The sequence below is a fragment of the Angustibacter sp. McL0619 genome (assembly GCF_049994355.1).
Classification (GTDB): Bacteria; Actinomycetota; Actinomycetes; order Actinomycetales; family Angustibacteraceae; genus Angustibacter.
In genome coordinates this window covers 3,000,057-3,019,341 of record NZ_CP188257.1, presented here as the reverse complement: position 1 = coordinate 3,019,341, position 19,285 = coordinate 3,000,057, and the positions used below count along the sequence as shown (strand labels likewise).

Annotated in this window: 18 protein-coding genes and 1 pseudogene; 8 read left to right on the top strand and 11 right to left on the bottom strand. The window is 70.3% G+C overall.

Features of this window, described 5'->3' with window-relative positions:
- Positions 1-47 precede the first annotated feature (47 nt).
- On the bottom strand, positions 48-2,114 hold the full coding sequence (locus ACPPVT_RS14015) for an ATP-binding protein (protein ID WP_426561244.1): 2,067 nt from the start codon (positions 2,112-2,114) through the stop codon (positions 48-50).
- 8 nt (positions 2,115-2,122) lie between these two features.
- On the bottom strand, positions 2,123-2,836 hold the full coding sequence (locus tag ACPPVT_RS14010; RefSeq protein ID WP_426561242.1) for a DUF4255 domain-containing protein: 714 nt from the start codon (positions 2,834-2,836) through the stop codon (positions 2,123-2,125).
- Positions 2,837-2,980: 144 nt separating this feature from the next.
- Between ACPPVT_RS14010 and ACPPVT_RS14005 the strand changes: the two genes are divergently transcribed.
- The gene (locus ACPPVT_RS14005; RefSeq protein ID WP_426561240.1) at positions 2,981-4,507 is read left to right on the top strand and encodes a hypothetical protein; all 1,527 of its coding nucleotides are present in this window, start codon (positions 2,981-2,983) and stop codon (positions 4,505-4,507) included.
- Between the two features lie 2 nt (positions 4,508-4,509).
- Here ACPPVT_RS14005 and ACPPVT_RS14000 read toward each other — a convergent pair whose 3' ends face one another.
- Together ACPPVT_RS14000 and ACPPVT_RS13995 are read right to left on the bottom strand one after the other, a co-directional pair.
- Positions 4,510-5,361, bottom strand: a complete 852-nt coding sequence (locus tag ACPPVT_RS14000) for a hypothetical protein (RefSeq protein WP_426567250.1) — start codon at positions 5,359-5,361, stop codon at positions 4,510-4,512.
- 234 nt (positions 5,362-5,595) lie between these two features.
- Positions 5,596-5,643: pseudogene (locus ACPPVT_RS13995) on the bottom strand (hypothetical protein); the annotation flags it as partial.
- Between the two features lie 125 nt (positions 5,644-5,768).
- On the opposite strand from ACPPVT_RS13995, the gene ACPPVT_RS13990 reads away from it, so the two are divergent.
- Together ACPPVT_RS13990 and ACPPVT_RS13985 are read left to right on the top strand one after the other, a co-directional pair.
- Entirely contained in the window at positions 5,769-7,901 is a 2,133-nt protein-coding gene (locus ACPPVT_RS13990; RefSeq protein WP_426561238.1) for a dynamin family protein, read from the top strand.
- On the top strand, positions 7,894-9,381 hold the full coding sequence (locus ACPPVT_RS13985; RefSeq protein WP_426561236.1) for a dynamin family protein: 1,488 nt from the start codon (positions 7,894-7,896) through the stop codon (positions 9,379-9,381). The genes ACPPVT_RS13990 and ACPPVT_RS13985 overlap by 8 nt, the downstream gene beginning before the upstream one ends.
- Here ACPPVT_RS13985 and ACPPVT_RS13980 read toward each other — a convergent pair.
- From ACPPVT_RS13980 to flgN, 7 genes are all read right to left on the bottom strand, one after another.
- Positions 9,374-10,000 carry a response regulator transcription factor gene (locus ACPPVT_RS13980; protein WP_426561234.1) on the bottom strand — a complete coding sequence of 209 codons (627 nt, stop codon included), beginning with the start codon at positions 9,998-10,000 and terminating at the stop codon, positions 9,374-9,376. The genes ACPPVT_RS13985 and ACPPVT_RS13980 overlap by 8 nt on opposite strands.
- 120 nt (positions 10,001-10,120) lie before the next feature.
- Positions 10,121-10,972: a hypothetical protein gene (locus tag ACPPVT_RS13975; protein ID WP_426561232.1), complete on the bottom strand. Its 852-nt coding sequence runs from the start codon at positions 10,970-10,972 to the stop codon at positions 10,121-10,123.
- 97 nt (positions 10,973-11,069) lie between these two features.
- Positions 11,070-11,366, bottom strand: a complete 297-nt coding sequence (locus tag ACPPVT_RS13970) for a hypothetical protein (protein ID WP_426561230.1) — start codon at positions 11,364-11,366, stop codon at positions 11,070-11,072.
- A gap of 30 nt (positions 11,367-11,396) precedes the next feature.
- A complete protein-coding gene (gene fliW, locus ACPPVT_RS13965; RefSeq protein WP_426561228.1) occupies positions 11,397-11,792 on the bottom strand; it encodes a flagellar assembly protein FliW in 396 nt (131 codons plus the stop codon).
- Between the two features lie 20 nt (positions 11,793-11,812).
- A complete protein-coding gene (gene flgL / locus ACPPVT_RS13960; protein WP_426561226.1) occupies positions 11,813-12,694 on the bottom strand; it encodes a flagellar hook-associated protein FlgL in 882 nt (293 codons plus the stop codon).
- 2 nt (positions 12,695-12,696) lie between these two features.
- Complete coding sequence (gene flgK, locus ACPPVT_RS13955; RefSeq protein ID WP_426561224.1) at positions 12,697-14,097, bottom strand: flagellar hook-associated protein FlgK; 1,401 nt, start codon at positions 14,095-14,097, stop codon at positions 12,697-12,699.
- Between the two features lie 7 nt (positions 14,098-14,104).
- Positions 14,105-14,635 (bottom strand): flagellar export chaperone FlgN, encoded by a 531-nt coding sequence (gene flgN / locus ACPPVT_RS13950; RefSeq protein ID WP_426561222.1) that lies wholly within the window; start codon positions 14,633-14,635, stop codon positions 14,105-14,107.
- Between the two features lie 101 nt (positions 14,636-14,736).
- Between flgN and ACPPVT_RS13945 the strand changes: the two genes are divergently transcribed.
- From ACPPVT_RS13945 to ACPPVT_RS13925, 5 genes are all read left to right on the top strand, one after another.
- Entirely contained in the window at positions 14,737-15,663 is a 927-nt protein-coding gene (locus ACPPVT_RS13945) for a sigma-70 family RNA polymerase sigma factor (protein ID WP_426561220.1), read from the top strand.
- A 103-nt stretch (positions 15,664-15,766) separates the two neighbouring features.
- A complete protein-coding gene (locus tag ACPPVT_RS13940; RefSeq protein WP_426561218.1) occupies positions 15,767-16,972 on the top strand; it encodes a flagellin in 1,206 nt (401 codons plus the stop codon).
- 141 nt (positions 16,973-17,113) lie between these two features.
- A complete protein-coding gene (gene fliD / locus ACPPVT_RS13935) occupies positions 17,114-18,481 on the top strand; it encodes a flagellar filament capping protein FliD (protein ID WP_426561216.1) in 1,368 nt (455 codons plus the stop codon).
- Positions 18,481-18,915, top strand: a complete 435-nt coding sequence (gene fliS, locus ACPPVT_RS13930) for a flagellar export chaperone FliS (RefSeq protein WP_426561214.1) — start codon at positions 18,481-18,483, stop codon at positions 18,913-18,915. The genes fliD and fliS overlap by 1 nt, the downstream gene beginning before the upstream one ends.
- The gene (locus ACPPVT_RS13925; protein WP_426561212.1) at positions 18,912-19,259 is read left to right on the top strand and encodes a hypothetical protein; all 348 of its coding nucleotides are present in this window, start codon (positions 18,912-18,914) and stop codon (positions 19,257-19,259) included. The genes fliS and ACPPVT_RS13925 overlap by 4 nt, the downstream gene beginning before the upstream one ends.
- Positions 19,260-19,285: the final 26 nt, after the last annotated feature.

The following is a 19,285-nucleotide window of genomic DNA, read 5'->3' as shown; positions in this document are numbered from 1 at the left end:
TGGCGTCTGCGAAGTTTATCCTCGCGCGGGTTCGCCGGACGGGTGGATCAGTGCAGGACGTGGTGGTAGCGCCCGAACTCGGAGGCCAGCACCAGCCGTCCTAGCTTGCGGTACTCCAGCTGGATCGCGGCGACCAGCTCGGCCATGCCGACCGGTTTGTCGGCCCCAGCCGCCAGGTAGGCGGCCGTGATCGCGATCGAACGGATGTTGCCACCGGACAGTGCGAACGAGGCGGCGCAGAAGTCCAGGTCGAGGTCGTCGGCGCACGGCAGGGGGGGAGCCAGGCACCGCCGCCACAGCTCGCGGCGCAGCTCGGGATCCGGTGGGGGGAAGTCGATGATGGTGTCCAGCCGGCGGGTGAACGCGTCGTCGATGTTCGCCCGCAGGTTGGTGGCCAGCACCGCGAGACCGTCGAAGGTCTCCATGCGCTGCAACAGGTAGGCGCTTTCGATGTTGGCGTACCGGTCGTGCGCGTCGCGCACCTCGCTGCGCTTGCCGAAGATCGCGTCGGCTTCGTCGAACAGCAGCACTGCGTTGACCCCGCTGGCCTCGGCGAAGATGCGCTCCAGGTTCTTCTCGGTCTCGCCCACGTACTTGTCGATGACGGTGGCCAGGTTCACCGTGTACAGCTCCAACCCGAGGTCGCCGGCGATGGCTTCGGCGGACATCGTCTTGCCGGTCCCCGAGTCGCCCGCGAACAGCGCGGTGATCCCGCGCCCCCGACCGCCACCGGCTCGCATCTTCCATTGCGCCAGAACGAGATCGCGGTGCCTGGCCCGGCCGGCGAGGTCGTGCAGCTGGTGCAGTACGGACGGCGGCAGGACCAGGTCCGCGAACGTGACCTCGGGCTCGACCCGACGGGCCAGCCGCTCCAGCCCGGCGGCGTTCTGCACCCGGGCGCCGCGGCGCAGCTCCGCCTCACTGAGCCGTTCCCCGGACGAGAGCGCGGCCGTTCTGGCCGACCGGACGGCGCGCGAGACCTGCTGCGGCCCCAGGACGAAGTGCTCGGTGACCTGAGCGGCGTCGATGGCGTCGTTGGCCACCTCGCTCTCGACGGCGGCCATCGCCTCACGCCACAGGTTCTCCCGGTCGGGCTTGGTCATCGCCCGGACGTCGAGAGCCAACGGCACCACCGGACTCCACCGCGGGTCCCAGGTCGTGGTGCCGACCAGGACGACGGGGGCGCGCTGCTCGGTCAGCCGGCGCAGCGCCTCGGGGTTGGCGGCAGCCAGGCCCTCGACCGGCCCGGCGACGATCCCCGCCCCGCGCAGCAACGCCTCCCGGCCGGCGACGGCCACCAGGTCCAGCGGATCGGCGCCCGCGCACACCTGTTCCAGGTCCAGACACAGCGGCACCCGTCCACCCCGGTGCATCGCCGCCACCGCGATGGCGCTGCCGGTCCCCGCCACGGACTCCCGGGCGTAGACCAGTGTCACCCCGGCGGACAGCGCCCGGTCGATCTGCTCCGACTGCGCGCCGTCGTAGGCGAACGGCTCGGTGACCACCGTCGCCAGGGCGGCGTCCACAGTGTCGGAGCCGAGCAGGAACGCGGTCACCCGGTCCGGCACCCGCAAGGCCCGGGTCAGCACCGGCCGCAGCGTGTCCTCGACCAGCAGCAGGCCTTGCTCGACCAGCGGCGCCGGGCTCGACATCCGGGCACGCACCGTGGCGGACGCCGCCGAGACGCCGAGCAGGTCCAGCGCCAGCCCGACAGTCGCCCGGCGGCGGCTCACGTCGTCGTTGAGGTAGCCGTAGAGCCGTTCGAAGCCGCTGTCCACGTCGGGTGCCATGGCGATCAGCAACAGCTCGACGTCGACGCCGTCCAGGTCTGCCTGCTCCGCGAGCCGCCGCAGCCTCGGTTGCTGCCCGGCGGCCTCGAGTTCGTCCGCGGAGCCTTCGACCGCGGCCCGGGCGGCGGTATCCGGGTCGTCGTCCGCGTGGTCGAGCAGGTGGTGGTCCAGCAGCGCGGTCACGGTGTCCTCGCTGATGTACAGCCCGCGGAACGGGTCGTCTGGCGCCGGGTCGACCTCCCGCCGTGCGGCGACCAGGCGGCGGACCCGCCCACGAACCAGCGAGAGCCGGGCCAGCAGGTACTCCAGTCCGGGGTCAGTCATCGCCTGGGTCACTTCGCCTTCGGCCGTTGTCGGCGCCGCGGGACGGCGCCGCCATCGGACCCGTTGGGCGCCAGGGCGGCCGCTGCGACGTCCTGGGCCTCCTCCGCGGGAGGTGCGGGCCGTCCCGTTCGCGTCTCGACCGGCGGCCAGTCGCCGAGACCGCGGGTGGTGAGCTGCATCGGTGCGTCGACCGCGGTGGCTGCCAGCCGGCGCTGCCCGGTCTGCGTGGGGGCGCTCACCACGACGTCCAGGGAGGGTTTGAGCTCGCCGCCCAGCGCCGACCACACGTCGGCGAACGATCGGTCCTCCGGCGGTGGCAGGGCGATCGTCACGGCGACCGGGAGCCCGAGCTCGGCGAGGTCGCCCTCCAGCAGGTCGGTCGGGAACGCCTCGTGCCGAAGGAAGCAGGCCAGCAGCTCGGACAGCAGCCGATGCTCGTCCTCGGGACGCTGGGTCCAGGCCGTGATGAGGTACGAGAGCTTGAAGTGCCGAGGCGGCAGGTGCCGCGCCACGATCGTCGTCCCGTCGTACTCGTTGATCACGCCGCGCTCGCGCCGGCGCAGGTCCTCGCGGATGTCGTAGAGGTAGACGTCGATGGTCGGCGCGTTGCGCCGACTCGCCCAGTCCTTGGTGGGCGCGTCGAACACGACCTCGACGCCCTCCCCGGCCACGGCCTCGCGGGAGATCAGCGTGCGCAGGGCGCTGTCCACCTCAGGGATCACCTGCGGACTCTCCCGCGTCCGGGGCCTGAGGCCCACCACTGCCCGGCCATGCGCTCGGGCAGGACGCGCTGCCCCAAGGGGCAGCCGCGGCGGCACTGATTTCTCGGTGTCGGCGGCAAGGGCGGCGATACCCTGGGTCTCACGATGCCGGACCCAGCCGTTCGCCTTGACACCACCCGGCTCTCCGCCGCGCCCGGTGGTCAGGCCAGCGTGGTCGTGACGATCCGGAACATGGGCCAGATCGTCGAGGGATTCACCGTGCAGGCGCTCGGCGATCCCATCGCGGGCTGGGCGACGCTGCCCGACGAGGTGCCGGTGTACCCGCAGCAGGAGGCGACGGTGGTTGTCGTCTTCTCCGTCCCGGACGGCGTCGGCGCGGCCAGCGGGGTGATCCCGTTCGGGCTGCTGGTGCGCTCGGTGGTCGACCCGGACAGCTCCGCCGTTGTCGAGGGCGACCTCGAGGTCACGGCGATCGTCGGGCTGCAGCCGGTGCTGCGGCCGGTGACGTCCAAGGGGCGGTGGCGCGGCCGGCACGAGCTTCGGGTCACCAACTGGGGCAACGCCCCGGCGACCGTGCGGCTGAGCGCGAGCGACCCGGACGAGCGGCTCGCCTTCCTGGTCCATCCCGACGTCCTGGACGTCCCGCTGGGCGGAACTGCCCGGGCCAAGGTCTCGGTCCGCACCCGGCAGCCGTTCCTGCGTGGGACCCCGACCCGGCTGCCGTTCCAGGTGGTGGCCGACTCGCGCCCTGCGGGGACCACGCCGCCGAGTGCGCTGGGCGGCCTGGAGCCGGGGCGGCTGACCGTCGACGGCGCGCTGAACCAGGTCCCGATCCTGTCCAAGCTGGTCGTCATGGCGGCGATGGCGGTGGTGGTCGCCGCCGTCGGGAGCGTCGTCTACCTGCTGACGCACCAGCAGTCCGACACCTCGACGCCGCAGGACGAGGCCTCACTCGCGGCGCCGACACTCACGGTCGGCGGCGTCGGCTCCGACCAGATCACGTTGGCCTGGACGGCGGTCGAGGACACCGAGTCCTACAAGCTGCTCACGGTGGACGCCAAGTCGGGCATCCCGTCCGGCACTCAGGTGGTCCCCAAGGAACAGCGTCAGCTCACCATCCCGAAGCTGGCGGCGAACACCAAGCAGTGCTTCGAGGTGCAGGCAGTGCGCGGGAACGCCGCGTCCACCTCCAAGATCGTCTGCGCGACGACCAAGACAGCCCCGCCCACGCCGCCGACCGGCTCCGACGGCAGCAACCCCAACGATCCCAACAATCCCAACAATCCCAACAACCCCAACAACCCCAACAACCCCAACAACCCCAACAACCCCAACAACCCCAACAACCCCAACAACCCGCCGGGTGGCCCCGGCGCCAGCGACCTGGTCGTCGAGCTGCGGGTCTTCCCGACCGACGGCAACCCGTCGGCCGAGTCGCGGGCCAAGGCACTGGTGAAATCGCTCAACGACAACGGGGGGAGCGCGAAGTACCTGCTCTCCTCCGCCTACCCGCAGTGGAAGTCGCAGAACGCCACCGCGCCGACCCCGTTCAAGCCCTCCTACGTGGTCTACCTCGGCCCCTACAAGACGGCAGCGGATGCTGCAGGCGCAACATGCCCGTCGACGTACGACTGCAAGGTCTTCCAACCGGGGGCGGAGGCGTCGAGCTGAGCTCAGAGCGGCCGGCTGAACAGCTGGATCAAGCTGATGCTGATGGGCTTCCCGCGCACGGATCCGTTGGACACCGGAGCGTGCGCGCCGGCGATCTCGACCGTGATCGTGGAGGTCTCAACCGGATTGGCCAGCTTCAGCTTGTGCACCTTGCCGTCCGACGTGACCTCGAGGCGCTGGCAGGACCCATCCGCGAGAGTCACCTGGAGCACCGCGGGAGTCAGCTGCTGCGCCCGGAGCGCGTCGTTGGGGACGCCGCCGACGAACTTCAGCGTGCGCACCGTCCTGGCGGTGTCCAGTGTCAGTACCAGGTGCGCTGCGGCGCCCTCAGTGATCGGGGCGCACTTCTGGGTCGGCACGCGATCCGTGCCGCCGCGCCAAGTCGTCGTCCAGGGGGTTGCGGTGTTGTCGTCGACGGCGGTCGGGGCGGCCTTGGGCTTCCCGCCAGACGTGGGCACCGACAGCGCGGTGACCGGAACGAGCTCTTGCGTGTTGGTCAGGTCGTTCTTCAAGTGCCGAAGCAACGTCGTGGGACTGCGACGGACGACCACGAGTGCACCACCGAGACCGACAGCCACCAGCAGCGCCACGACGACCCGAAGCGAGCGCGAGCGCATCGACAGGCTGTGCCGGTAGGCGCGTACCGACGTCCGGTCCGGGCCGCCGGTGCGGCCCGTCAGCCGCTGCCACCAGGTCGTTCTGGTGGCCGTTGACACACCGCTGCGGGGGAGTGCGGTCGTGGCAGGCCCCTGGAGTACCTGGCCGCACTTGGCGCAGAAACGGAGCTCGGGTGGGTTGCGTCGACCGCAGCGCGGACAGGCGGGGTCGAGCGCCTGGCCCGATGGTTGCGCCACCGCCGGCTCCTCCGCCGGAGGCTGCGGCTGGATCGGGGAGGTGGTTTGAGCCGCCGCGGACGTCGGTGCGGACGTCGGTGCGGCCGTGGGCGCGGATGTGGGCGCGGATGTGGGCGCGGACGTCGGCGATGACGTCGATGCGGCGGACGGCGCGACCGGCTGCGTCGCGGCCGGCTGTTCGGTTGACGTGGAGTCCCAGCGCATATACGTGCCACAGGCCTGGCAGAACTCGGTTCCCGCCGGGTTGCGGGCGCCGCACGACGAGCAGATTTCCTCTGCCATCGCGACCCCTCCCGTTCCCCTGGACCGCCTCGGCGTTGCTGCAGGTAGCCGCAGCGATCACCCGTGGTGAATGATGCAGCAAGGCCATCATCTCGGACAATACGAGTGCGTGGGGGCAACGAGCTGTGATCCGGTGTGACAGCTGTGGATTCAGCAACGAGGACGACGCGACGTTCTGCGCGTCCTGTCACGCCTACCTCGAATGGAACGAGCCGGACACGGTCGAGGCCCGTGAGCCACCCTCGGTCGCCGACCGCGTTCCGGACCTGGTGGGGCGGGTGGCGGCGCCGACCCCCGTTGCCGAGCCGACTCCCGTTGCCGAGCCGACTCCCGTTGCCGAGCCGCCCCCCGTTGCCGAGCCGACTCCTCCGGTGCACGAGCCGGCTCGCCAACCCGTGCCGGAGCCGCTGCCCTCGCCGACCGAACGCGAGCCCTCGATGGTCGTGGAGGTGGCCAGCCGGGTCGAGCAGGCCGTGGCGATCGCCAAGGAGCAGGATCGACCCGACCTCGCCGACCATCTCGAGGTGGCCGCCGTGCGGATGGCCGAGCGGGTGGTCGCGGTCGCCGTCGTGGGTGAGTTCAAGCGCGGCAAGAGCACCCTGGTCAACGCCCTGCTCCGCACGGACGTGTGCCCGGTCGACGCCGATGAGGTGACGGCGGTACCGACGTTCGTCCGGTTCGGCGCCACCGCCGGCGCCACCGCGTACGTCGAGCCGGCCGAGCTGGACCAGGACCCAACCCAGCAGGACGTCGCAGTGGACGAGCTGTCCGACTACGTGCTCGAGTCCGGCAACCCGGGCAACCGTCGCCGGCTGCGGTCGGTCGAGGTCAGGCTGCCGCACCGCATGCTGCGCAGCGGACTGTGCCTGGTGGACACACCGGGCGTCGGCGGCCTGGACTCGGCGCACGGTGCCATCACCCTGCGGGCCCTGGGTCGGGCCGAGGGCTTGCTGTTCGTCACGGACGCCGCGCAGGAGCTGACCGCTCCCGAGCTCGACTTCCTGCGCAGTGCCCTGGAGCGGTGCCCGGCCGCCGCGTGCGTGGTCACCAAGACGGACCTCTACCCGCAGTGGCGTCGCATCGTCGAGCTCAATCGTGAACACCTGCGCCGCGCCGGTCTCGACATGCCGGTCGTCCCGGTGTCCTCGTTCCTGCGGATGCGTTCGCGGATCGACGCCGAGCTCGAGCAAGAGTCGGGCTTCGCGGCCCTCGGCGAGGTGCTCGCCGAGTACGTGAACGCCGGTGGCGAGCGCGCTGCAGCCGTTGCGGCAGAGGAGGTCACGTTCGTGGCCGACCAGATCGCCCGCACCGTGGAGCTCGAGCGCAGCGTGGTGGAGCAGCCGGCCACCGCGCAGACCGTGGTCGCCGATCTGAACAAGCGACATGCCCAGGCCGAGCGGCTGGTGTCCTCGGCGGCGACCTGGCAGCAGATGCTGTCCGACGGCGTGCAGGACCTGGTCTCGGACGTCGAGCACGACCTGCAGCAGCGGCTGCGCACCGTGATCCGGGACGTCGAGTCGATCATCGACGCGGGTGACCCGCAGGACACCTGGACGGACGTCGAGGTCTGGCTGCAGCGCCAGCTCGTCAAGGCGATGGTGTCGAACCAGGACCTGCTCTCGGATCGTGCGGACCTGCTCACGGCGCAGGTCGGGGAGAGTTTCGACCTGGACTGCGACCAGCACGTCATGCTGCCGGGTCTCAACCACGACCAGCTGTTCGCAGACGTCCGGCTGCCCGGGGTGGAGAGCCTGTCTCCCGCCGGCGGCCGGTTCGCGCAGATGCTGATCGCCGGACGCATGGCGAGCCTGGTGCCGATGATGATCTTCGGCGTGGGCGGCGCGCTGATCCCCGGCCCAAACATCTTCCTCGCGCCGTTCGCAGCCGTACTGGCGGTCGGGGTGGGACGCAAGATCCTCAAGGACGACAAGTCCCGGCAGGTCGGCTACCGTCGCCAGCAGGCCAAGGCGGCTGTGCGCCGGTTCATCGACGAGGTGGCGTTCGTCATCAACAAGCAGGCCCGGGACTCCTTGCGGCAGACCCATCGGGTGCTGCGCGACGAGTTCACCGCGCGGGCCAGGTCCATCCAGCGCTCCTCGGAGGTCGCCCTGGAGGTCGTGAACCGGGCCGCCGCGATGGAGCCGACAGCCCGGCAGGAGCGCGCCGAACAGCTGGTGGCGCAGGACGCGCGGCTGCGGGCGTTGACTCAGGACGCCGCCCGGCTGGCCCTCACCGGCGCGGGCAGCGGTCGTGGCTGACGACCTCACCGCCCAGATCGCCGACCTGCTCCAGGACGCGGCCGATCAGGCGACCTCGCCGGAGGCGGCGGCCACCTTGCGCGAGCTCCGGGCACGCCTGGACGGTCCGCTGCGCGTCGCGATCGCCGGACGGGTGAAGGCCGGCAAGTCGACGATGCTCAACGCGCTGGTCAGCGAGGAGCTCGCGCCGACCGACGCCGGCGAGTGCACCCAGATCGTGACCTGGTACGTGCGTGGCGACCAGCCTCGCGTCGTCCTGCACCCGCATGCCGGGCAACCGCGGAACCGCCCGTTCCGCAGGTCGGGCGGCGCGCTCGAGGTTGACCTCGGCGGCGTGCCGGCCGGGGACGTCGAGCGGTTGGTGGTGAGCTGGCCGACCCAGCGGCTGCGCGAGATCACCCTGATCGACACCCCAGGTCTGGCCTCGCTGTCGGCGGACATCTCGGCCCGGACGTTGCAGGCCCTGACACCGCAGGACGAGCAGGAGCGGGTGGCGGAGGCGGACGCCGTGCTCTACCTGCTGCGGCACGCGCACTCCAGCGACGTCCGCTTCCTGGAGGCGTTCACCGAGGACGCGCTGGTGGACGGTGCCCCGGTCAACGCGATCGGGGTCATCTCGCGCGCCGACGAGATGGGCTCGAGCCGGTTGGACGCCCTCGACACCGCCGCCAGGATCGCCGAGCGCTACCAGCAGGACCCTCGGCTGCGACGGATCTGCCCGATGGTGCTTCCGGTGGCCGGGCTCCTTGCGTATGCGGCCGCAACGCTGCGCGAGGACGAGTTCCGGGCCCTCGCCGAGATCGCGTCCGCACCGGACGACGAGGTCGTCGGCCTGCTGCTGACGGCGGACCGGTTCGCGTTCGGGCTGACCACCACGGAGGTGACCGAACCGGCGCGCGCCCAGCTGCTGGCGCGACTGGGCCTGTTCGGTGTGCGGCTGTCCGTCGACCTGATCCGCACCGGCGAGACAAAGACGGCCAGCGAGCTCGCCGAGGAGCTCGGCCGGCGCAGCGGCCTGGACCAGCTCCGGAAGGTGCTGGTCACCCAGTTCGCGGAGCGGGCCCGGGTGCTCAAGGCCCGGACGGCACTGTCCTCGTTGGAGGCGGTGCTCGCCTCGGGCGGGTGCCAGGACCCGGACCGGCTGCGGGGGCGCACGGAGATGATCCTGGCCGGAGCGCACGCCTTCGCCGAGGTCCGGTTGCTGGACCTGCTGCGCTCGGGGGCGCTGGACCTGCCGGAGGAGCGCACCGCCGAGCTGGACCGGCTGCTGGGTGGGAACGGGCACGACGCCGGCACCCGGCTGGGTCTGCAGTCGCCGACCCCGGAGCAGCTTCGTCAGGCCGCCGTCGAGTCGCTGGAGAGCTGGCAGCGGCTGGCCGAGCACCCGTGGTCCTCGCGGCAGGTGCAGGAGTCGGCGCGAACGGCCAGGCGGACTCTGGAGGGGATCCTGGCCGGGCTCGCCCCGGACCCGGTCAGATGAGTCCCTCGCGCACCGCGTACGCCACGGCGTGCGAGCGGTTGCGCAGCTGCAGTCTCGTGGTCACCTCGTGCAGCACGTTCTTGACGGTGCGCTCGCTATAGCAGAGCTGGCTGGCGATCTCCGCCGTCCCGTGGCCGTCGGCGACGAGCCGAAGCACCTCGGTCTCGCGCGCGGTGAGCCCGGCGAACGTCAGCCCGCGCGGCGCCAGCACGTGGCGCTGCAGCTTGCCGACCTGGTCGAGCAGGTGCCCCAACAGGTCTGCGGGCACCTCGCCCTGGCCGCGCGCCACCCGGGCGCAGGCCCGGCCCAGAGCCGCGGGTGTCGCCTCCGATCGGCGCAGCATGCCGCACACCCCGGCCTCGGCCGCGGCGACCACGGCCGAGTCGTCGATCATCGCGGCCACCAGAACCGTGCCGGGAACCCCGCCGCGACGCAGTCCGCGCAGCACCCGCAGCGTCTCGTCGTCCAGGACGTCGGTCACCACGACCGCGACCTGTGCGGTGTCCAGCTGCGCGTCGTCCACGATCGTGATGTCCGGGCAGCAGTGCAGCTGGCTGGTCACCCCTGCCTTGCTGATCGCGTCGCGCGCGTACACGTAGGTGGCGATTCGGTCTGTCATGGTTCCTCCCCGGTGGACACCCGGAAAGTATCCGCGGCCCGCTCAACACAGGCTCAACAGGAAGTACCCACGACGAGCGCCCGGGACTAGGGAAATCCCTAGTCCCGGGCGGTGGTCGCCTCAGCGCGTGAAGTAGTGCTTGAGGTTGTTCAACAGCCAGTCCTCGATGCTCATGCCCCGCCGTGCCGCAGCCCGAGCAACCCGCGCAGCCAGGACAGGATCCGCGTCAAGAAAGCTCGCCCCGCCGGTCGGCGTCGGCTCGGGCGTCGGTGCGGGAGCGTTGGCCGGCACCAGGATCGTGGCGTCGCCGTCCTGCTCGAGCAGCTTGCCCCAGGTGGCCGTGGACATGAAGAACCGACCGTCCAGGCCCCATCCCTCGCCCCACGAGTTGGTCAGCCCGATGCGGCCGTGGTCGGCGTCGTACTGGTCCACGACGATCTCGTGGCCACCGCGGATCGCCCCGCTGATCGAGACGTTGCCGTCGCCGTCCGGGTTGTCGAAGCCGGCGAACCAGTTGACTCCGGTGATGACCGGACCGTCCTGCAGCGCGTCCAACGCGTCGTCCAGGCTGAACGCGTGCCGGTAGCCGGAGATCAGCCCGAGGGTGGTGGCGACCTTCGCGACCGACAGCCCGTCCGAGCCCGTGTCGGTGGGCGGGTAGTCGCCGTCGTAGGGGTCGACCTTGGTGGCGGCCGAGTAGATCTCGACGGCCTTGGCCTCGTCGAGCTCCGTACCCGACGGCAGGCCGGCGTAGAGCGGGTCGCTGGCCAGGGCGCCGGTCAGTGCGTTGCCCGTGCAGGAACCTAGGCTGCCCTGATCCAAGACCGGGGCGTGCCGGGTGTGCCGGACGGACTGCAACGTACGGCCCGAGGCCAGGTGCGCGAAGGCACGCGAGCGCGGGTCGTGGTTGACGTGGCGGCCGAGCGGGTGGGCGCCGTCCGCCGGCGCAGGGGGAATCTCTCGGTACGTCATCAGATGGCCTTCCGTCGACAGGGTTGTCATCACCACAGATCGCGGCGGCGTACCGGCTGATACCGGATCGGGTGCGGAAGTTCGGAGCGGAAGGTGGTCAGTCGCCCGAGGTCCGGGCGGCTCGGCCGCCGTCCGGCGGGCCGTTCTCTCGCCACAGCGCCAGGTAGCGCGCCGGGTTCGTCGTCTCGAGGTACCTAAGGTACTCGGGCATGGACAGCGACGTCCGCAGTTTGTGACGAGCGAAGCCGACCTGCGCCGCAATGCGGCGACCTCGGCCCGAACCCAACGGGGCGCGCTCGAGCAGGGCTTCGAGCCGCAGCACCTCGGCGCGCGCGTTGCGCTCGACGCGGCTGCGTTCGATCTCCCATCCCGACGGGACGTAGCTCCCGCTCATCCTGGTGCCCCCACGGCGAGAACCGTTGTGTCAGGCGGGAATCAGCGGCTCGTGCAGCGAGTGCGCACCGCGCTGCTGCAGCACCTGGACGCACTGCCGGGTCCGCTGGTTGACGACGATCGGGGCGAGCAGGTTCGCGGTCGACTCGGCCAGGTTGGCGCCGACGGTGACCACGACGAGCAGCAGGGCGTCCTCGACGGCGGTCAGGCTGATGCTCTCTGCGGTCACGTCGTCGACCTCGGGGGAGTAGTCCTCGAAGAACACCGCCGGGGCGGCGACGACGAGCTGCAGGTCCGGATCGATGACCGACCGCAGCCGGAACAGCGCGCCCGAATCGTCCAGCTGGACCAGGACGCACCGGGACATGCCGGGCAGGCCGGGGACGGCGTCGACGAACTCCAGGACGGGCAGGTCGGTTTCGCTCACGAGGTCGATCATCGGCTCACTCACCGCAGGAAGTCCATCAGGGACGGCTGCAGGACCTTGGCGGTGGCGTTCAGCGCGGCCTGGTATGCGTTGCTGGACAGCTGCATGTCCAGGATCGTCTTGGGCAGGTCGATGTCTTGGATACCGGACAGCGTGCTGCTCATCGAGAGCACGTTGTCGTCGCTGGTCGTCACCGCCGAAGCCACCCGGGTGGCCCGCACGCCGATGTCGGTGAGCGTGGTGAGGACGCCGCTCATCCGGCTGTCGAGGTTCGTCAGGTTGGCCTGCAGGGCGCTGGGGTCCGCGACCGCGTTGGACGCGATGTCGTCCAGCAGTGCGAACATCGAGGTGGCGCCGTCACCGAAAACAGAAGGACCGTTGGCGCCGACCTCGATCGTGGTCGCCGAGTCGAGCCTGCGGGTCACCTGGCCGCTGTTTCCGATGTAGGCGTAGGTGGCCGGGTCGTAAGCCGTGCTGGACGAGGTGGTGCCGCCGAAGATCGGCCGGCCGGCGTACGAGGTGTTGGCCAGCCCCATCAGCTCGTCGCGCAGGCTGCTGACCTCGGTGGCCGCGGCCTGGCGGGCGGCGAGGTCCTGGCTACCGGTGGATGAGGCCTGCAGCACCAGGTCACGCACTCGCTGCAATCGGGCGTTGACGGTCTGCAGCGTGTCGTCGGCCTGGCCGAGCCACGCCGCGCCGTCGGAAGCGTTGCGCGAGTACTGGGTGCTCGAGGCGATCTGCGACTTCATCGACATCACGCTGACGATGCCGGTGGGGGAGTCGGAAGGTCGGTTGATGACCTTGCCGCTGGTCATCTGCTCCTGCAGCTGGGCGTTGCGGGCGAGGCTCGCCTGCAGGTTCGCCAGGCTGGACGCGGCGATCGAGCTCTGGGTGACGCGCACGGCTACCTCCCCACCTGTCCGGTGCGGTTGATCAGCGTGTCGAGCATCTCGTCGATCGCCGTCATCATCCGCCCCGCGCCCTCGTAGGCGCGCTGGAACATGAGCATGTTGGACATCTCCTCGTCCAGGCTGACCCCGGAGGTCGAGGCCCGGTTGGCGTCCGACTGCGAGCTGATCGCCGTCCGCACCGAGACGTTGCTGTGCGCCTGTGCGGTCGTCACGCCGGTGGCGGCGACGAACGAGCTCCACTGCACGTCGGGACCGGTGCGCGAGGTGGCGAGCGCAGCCATCGCATCGGCCACCGAGGCGTCCAGCGAGGGCTTGCCGTCCGCGGCGAGCGCCGCGGCGCCCACCTTGCGTGGGTCGGTGACCGCGAGGGCCAGGGTCTTGGCCGTCGTCCCGGCGAAGAAGTCGCCGGTCGGCACCGCGTCCAGGTCCTGACCGGTGGCGTGGATGGCGTTGACCGAGGTGGCCAACACGTTGGCGATCTGGTCGTAGCTGCTCGCGGCGTCCACGAACGTGCTGGTCAGCGCGTCGATGGTGCCCGCGACCTGTCCGGAGTCGAACGACGCGGTGGACCCGTTGGACCACGCGAGCTGCAGCGGGTTGCTGGCGAGCGTGTCGATCGTCCCGCCACCGCTGACACTGAGCGTTGCGGCGTGGGTGCCGGTCACGACGCTGACACCGTTGACACTGATGCTCACGGTGCCGTCGTCGTTCGCGAAGCTGCGGCCGCCGACCAGCTCGGACAGGTGCAGCGAGAGCTGGTCGCGCTGGTCGATGAGCTCGTTCGGGGTGTTGCCGCCAGCGGTCAGCGAGCGGATCTGGTCGTTCAGGTCCGCGATGCTCTGCGAGGTCGAGTTGACGTCGGTCGCCAGCGCGTCCAGCTGGGAGCGGGTGTCGGTGAACGCCCCGTCGATGCTCGCCCGGCCGTGCGTGATGGTGGTGACGATCGCGGCGGCCTTGCTGAGCAGCGCCTGCCGGGCAGGCACGCTGTCCGGTGTGTTCGCCAGCCCCTGCCAGGCGCCCCAGAAGTCGGACAGCTGGGCCGACAGGCCGTTGTCCGAGGGCTCGCCGAGGATGCCCTCCAGCGTGTCCAGCGCACCGCTCTGGGCGGTGGCGTAGGACGAGGTGGAGTGCGCGTCGCGCTGGCGGGCGTCGACGAACGCGTCGGCCAGCCGGCGGATCGAGGAGACCGTGACGCCGCCGCCGTTGGTGCCGATGGCGGTACCGGACGTCATGCCGGTCTTCGCGCTCGAGACGATCGCGGACAGCTCGGCCCGCTGGCGGCTGTAGCCGACGGTGTTCGCGTTGGCGATGTTCTGGCCGGTGACGGTCAGCGCCGCGCGCTGAGACATCAGTGCGTTCAGCGCCGTGCTCAGGCCGGAGAAGGTGCTGGACATCGTCGACTCACAGAGCCCGGTCGATGACGCGGGTGGACGGCGTGGGCATCGTCTTGGTGCCGTGCGGGGTGTACGTCTGCGCCGCGTGGCCCTCGACACCCATCAGCACCTCTCGGCTGGTGCGGGCGGCCTGCCCCAGCAGCTCGCGGTTGGCCTTGGAGATCTGGCTGATCTCGTCGGTCAGGTCGAGGAAGGCCTGCCGGTGGTCGCGCAGCATCTCGCTCCACGGACCCGGCGCGGCGTCGGCCAGCGCGGTCAGGCTCGGCCCGGGCTGCAGCCCCAGCTCGTCGGCCAGGTCGTCGACCGCGACTGCGCGCGAGAGCTCGGCGCCGCGGATCTGCTCGATGACCATCTCGACCTCACGTGTCGCGTGCGCCAGCCAGCGAGTACGACCACTGGCGAGCACCAGCTGCTCCTCCTCGAGCTTGAACAGCAGCAGCTCGAGCAGCTCACGCTCGGTCCACAGCACGGTGGACACCTCAGCAAGCCCCATGAAACCGAACCCTCCGCCGGAGCACATCTCCGTCAACGACTGCATCGGTCGGTCCTGGCTCGACCTGAGGAGAAGAACCCGAGAACGACGAGACGATCATGGTCGGTGGGCTACAGAACGTGCGCAGGCGCGCCGAGAACGCACTCATGCAGTTCTCTAGCAAAACCGAGGTACGGCCCGCGCTGGACTCCGGTGGATCCGACGCGCCCTTGGGCGAAGCCGGTCGCAACCTGGTGCGCGAGCACCTGCCTATCGTCGGCTACCTCGTCTCCGAGATCCTCGGCCGAGTGCCCTCTCACGTTCAGCGCGGCGACCTGGTCTCGGCCGGCCAGCTGGCCCTGGTGAAGGCAGCTCGTGCGTACGACCCCACTACTGGGGTGCCGTTCGGCCACTATGCCAGGACTCGGATACGCGGCGCACTGGTTGACGAGCTACGTGCATCCGATTGGGCTAGTCGCGGTGTTCGCAGCAAGGGTCGCCAGATGGCTCAGGCCGAGGACCGGATGGCCAGCGAGCTGGGCCGCTGGCCCACGGACGTCGAGCTCGCCCGTGAGCTGGAGGTCGAGGTCGGCTCGGTGTCGGCTACTCGCGGTGACCTGCATCGAAGCGTCGTCATCAGCCTGGACCAGCTGGTCGACATGAACGGCTCGGCGGACGAGCACGTATCCCAGGACGCCCACCACATTGACGCCGGGCAGTTCGTCGTCCAGCAGGAGCGGATGCGCTACCTCGCAGCCGCGGTGTCGGCGCTGCCCGAGCGGCTGCGCGTCGTGGTCGAGCAGTACTTCCTCGGCGAGCGGCCGATGGCCGAGATCGCCCGCGAGCTCGGCGTGACCGAGTCTCGCGTCTCACAGCTGCGGGCCGAGGCGCTCGTGCTGCTGCGTGACGGCATGAACACCCATCTCGACCCGGAGCAGGTCACCGAGCCCGAGCGGCCGGACGGTGTGGTGGCTCGCCGGCGCAGTGCCTACTACGCCAAGGTCGCAGCGTTCGCCGCCGCCTCGTCCGCCGCGCCGGCCCCGCGCCCGGCAGCAGGCCCGGGCATGCGTGCCGACATCACGTTGACGGCCTGACGAAAAGTCTTTCGAAAAGTCTCATCCCCATCGCCGCTCGGACGATTGAGCGGTTGACAGCCCACGGAAGGGCACTCGGACCCCATCACGGAGGAGTTTCATCATGGGTCTTCGCATCAACCAGAACATCGCGGCGCAGAACTCGTACCGCAACCTGTCGGTCACCGACAACCAGATGAGCAAGTCCCTAGAGAAGCTCTCCAGCGGCTTCCGCATCAACCGCGCGGCGGACGACGCTGCCGGCCTCTCGATCTCCGAGGGCCTGCGCTCGCAGATCGGTGGCCTGAAGGTCGCCGTCCGCAACGCTCAGGACGGCGTCAACGTCGTGCAGACCGCTGACGGCGCCCTGAACGAGTCCACCGCGATCCTGCAGCGCATGCGTGACCTCGCTGTGCAGGCCAGCAACTCCGGCTCGCAGGACTCGGACGCTCGCACCGCGGCCCAGACCGAGTTCAACCAGCTCAACACCGAACTGAACCGCATCGGTAGCACCACCTCGTTCGGTGCGTCGAAGCTGCTCGACGGAACCTACGGCGGCGACGTCTCCAAGGTTGCCGGCTCGGTCTCCGGCGCATCGACCGGCGTCACTGCCAGCTCCGCCAGCTTCACCGTCACGGGCGCGTTCACGAAGTCCGACGGCACCGCCGGTGCGTCCACGGCCTTCAACGTCAGCGTGGCCGATGGCAGCTACTCGACCGCGGCCGACTACCAGGCTGCCCTGCAGCAGGGTGTGGACAACGCGTTCACCGGCGTGACCGGCTACGCGGCTGGCACCGTCCAGGCCAAGGTGAGCGACACGGGCAACGGCGTGTGGAAGGTTGAGCTTTCCGGCAGCCAGGCCAATGGCGCCTCGTTCGCGGTCTCCTCGTCCGACGCTCCGGGTGTGCAGGACCTGACCTCGAGCACCGCCAGCGCCACTGGTGGCCTGTTCCAGGTCGGTGCCAACGGCACGTCCGACAACCAGATCCAGGTCAAGATCGGCAAGGTCGACGCGACCTCACTCGGCACCTCCGGTCTGGACCTGGTCAACAGCGCCAGCTCGGCGATCAGCACGATCGACTCGGCCATCAAGTCCGTGTCGAACACCCGCTCGCAGCTCGGTGCTTACCAGAACCGGTTCGAGCACACCATCAACAACCTCAACGTCGCGGTGGAGAACCTGTCCGCTTCGGAGAGCCAGATTCGCGACACCGACATGGCCGCGGAGATGACCAGCTTCACCCGGGCGCAGATTCTGCAGCAGGCCGGCACGTCGATGCTCGCTCAGGCGAACTCGTCGCAGCAGTCGGTCCTGAAGCTGCTCGGCTGAGCCCAGCAGTAACCAGTACCACCGGCAGTAACCAGCACGACCCAGCAGTTCGGGTGTGACCTGATGGGCGGGGCCACACGGCCCCGCCCATCAGGCGCATCCACCCCCGATCTCCGGTGAACCGAGCAGCGAGGAGCTGACGTGGCCACGAGCGTCGACGGACTGATCAGTGGTCTGGACACGACAACGATCATCAGCCAGCTGATGACGTTGAACGCCGCGCCGCAGACCCGGCTCAAGACCAGCCTCGGCAGCCAGCAGGTCGCCGTCACCGCCCTGCAGACGGTGAACTCCAAGATGTCCTCGCTGCAGACGGCCGCCGAGCTGCTGCAGAAGTCGACGACCTGGACGGCGGCGTCCGCCTCGTCCGGTTCGAGCGCCGTCACGGCCACCGCCTCGGCAGGCGCCCTGGCCGGCACCAGCACCTTCTCGGTCAGCAAGCTGGCCACCGCGCAGTCCGTGGTCAGCGGGACGACCTACTCGTCGTTGACGGACACGTCCTCGTTCTCCGACACCGGGTTCGAGATCCACCGCGGCTCCACGACCGTCGCGATCACGCCGGCCGACGGCTCCATGCAGTCCCTGGTCAGCGCGATCAACAGCACGTCGGGTTCCGGGTTGCAGGCCGCCGCCGTGCAGGTCTCCCCGGGGCAGTACCGGCTGCAGCTCACGGCTACCGACACCGGCGCGAAGAACGCCTTCAGCCTGACCGCAACCGGCGGCGGCGCGATCGCCGGCACCGGCTTCGACCAGGTGCGCAGTGCTCAGGACGCCGTCTTGCACGTGGGCGACGCAAACGCCGGCTTCGACATCACCTCGTCCTCCAACACGGTCGAGGGCGTCATGCCCGGCGTCACCGTCAAGCTGAACTCGCTCGCCACGGACGTGTCCGTCTCGGTGCAGCCGAACCAGCAGTCGATGAGTGACGCGGTGAAGGCGATGGTGGACGCAGCCAACGCGACGCTGGCCTCGATCTCGTCGGTCTCGTCGAGCGGGGTCGCCGCCAGTGACGGCACCCGCAGCGGTGCCGGACCGCTGGCCGGCGACAGCCTGATGCGCCAGCTGACCAGCCGGATCCTGTCCAGCGTGAGCGCCGGCGTGGGTGGCAAGTCGCTGTCCTCGGTCGGCATCTCGGTCACCAAGGACGGCACCCTCAGCTTCGACTCCACGAAGTTCAGCACCGCGCTCACCGCGGACCCGGCCGGGACCAAGGCGATGTTCACGACGGCGACGGTGGCCGGCACCGGCTTCGCGGACGGCGTGCAGACGCTCGCGCAGGGCGCGGCCAGCAGCGGCGGCTCGCTGGCCTCGGCTATCACCGGTCGGCAGAGCAGCATCAAGGACCTGACGGACCGCATCGCCGACTGGGACGTGCGCTTGGCTCTTCGGCAGACCGCGCTGCAGAAGCAGTACTCGGCGCTCGAGGTGTCCTTGGGCAAGCTCAAGAACCAGTCCACCTGGCTGGCCGGCCAGCTGAGCAGCCTGAGCAGCAACTCCGGGAGCGACTGATGAACTTTCCGACACCGCAGAACCAGGCCTACCAGCGCGCCGCGGGCAGCTACGGCGCGAACGCGGCGACCACCGCGTCGCCCGCCCGGCTGCTGGTCATGCTCTACGACCGGCTCTCGCTTGACCTGACCCGGGCCCACCGGGCCCAGCTCGAGGGCGACCGTGAGGTGGCCAACGACAACATCGCCCACGCCCAGGACATCGTCGCAGAGCTGCTCAGCAGCCTGGATACGGAAGCCTGGGACGGCGCGGCCGGCCTGGCCAGCCTCTACCGCTGGGTGATCCGTGAGCTGATCGCCGCGAACATCCGGATGGACCCGGAGCGCACCGCCGGCTGCATCGCTGTCATCGAGCCGCTGCGCGAGGCCTGGACCCAGGCGATGACCTCCGTCCCGGCCAACGTCGCCGGGCCACTGCTGGGCGCCTCGGCATGACCGGTACCCCTGCTGCCGAGCAGGACTGGCGCGCCGTGTGGGTGGCCACCCTGACCGACCTCGAGCAGGACGTCGAGGCCGCCGAGGCGGTGCTGGCCGCAGTCCGCCGCGGCGACCACGAGGACCTGCCGACGATGCTCGGCTCGTGGGCGCCCCCCACTGGCATCGCAACTCTGCCCGAGTCGATGCACGAGCGCGCCCAGCTCGTCCTGGAGCGTCAGCTGCGCCTCATCGAGGACATCGCAAGAGCCGCAACCAGCTCACGCCAGCACCACGAGGTCGGCCGTCGGATGCGCTTCGACTCGGCACCCAGTCGGCCCTTGTACGTCGACGCAACGTACTGACCGGACCCCCTGTTACTCCATTCGGG

Excerpts from the sequence above, each read along its gene's own strand:
- ACPPVT_RS14015 (WP_426561244.1), bottom strand. The coding sequence starts at position 2,114 with ATGACTGACCCCGGACTGGAGTACCTGCTGGCCCGGCTCTCGCTGGTT.
- ACPPVT_RS14005 (WP_426561240.1), top strand. The coding sequence starts at position 2,981 with ATGCCGGACCCAGCCGTTCGCCTTGACACCACCCGGCTCTCCGCCGCG.
- ACPPVT_RS13980 (WP_426561234.1), bottom strand. The coding sequence starts at position 10,000 with ATGACAGACCGAATCGCCACCTACGTGTACGCGCGCGACGCGATCAGC.
- ACPPVT_RS13975 (WP_426561232.1), bottom strand. The coding sequence starts at position 10,972 with ATGACGTACCGAGAGATTCCCCCTGCGCCGGCGGACGGCGCCCACCCG.
- ACPPVT_RS13970 (WP_426561230.1), bottom strand. The coding sequence starts at position 11,366 with ATGAGCGGGAGCTACGTCCCGTCGGGATGGGAGATCGAACGCAGCCGC.
- flgK (WP_426561224.1), bottom strand. The coding sequence starts at position 14,097 with ATGTCCAGCACCTTCTCCGGCCTGAGCACGGCGCTGAACGCACTGATG.
- flgN (WP_426561222.1), bottom strand. The coding sequence starts at position 14,635 with ATGCAGTCGTTGACGGAGATGTGCTCCGGCGGAGGGTTCGGTTTCATG.
- ACPPVT_RS13945 (WP_426561220.1), top strand. The coding sequence starts at position 14,737 with ATGCAGTTCTCTAGCAAAACCGAGGTACGGCCCGCGCTGGACTCCGGT.
- ACPPVT_RS13940 (WP_426561218.1), top strand. The coding sequence starts at position 15,767 with ATGGGTCTTCGCATCAACCAGAACATCGCGGCGCAGAACTCGTACCGC.
- fliS (WP_426561214.1), top strand. The coding sequence starts at position 18,481 with ATGAACTTTCCGACACCGCAGAACCAGGCCTACCAGCGCGCCGCGGGC.
- ACPPVT_RS13925 (WP_426561212.1), top strand. The coding sequence starts at position 18,912 with ATGACCGGTACCCCTGCTGCCGAGCAGGACTGGCGCGCCGTGTGGGTG.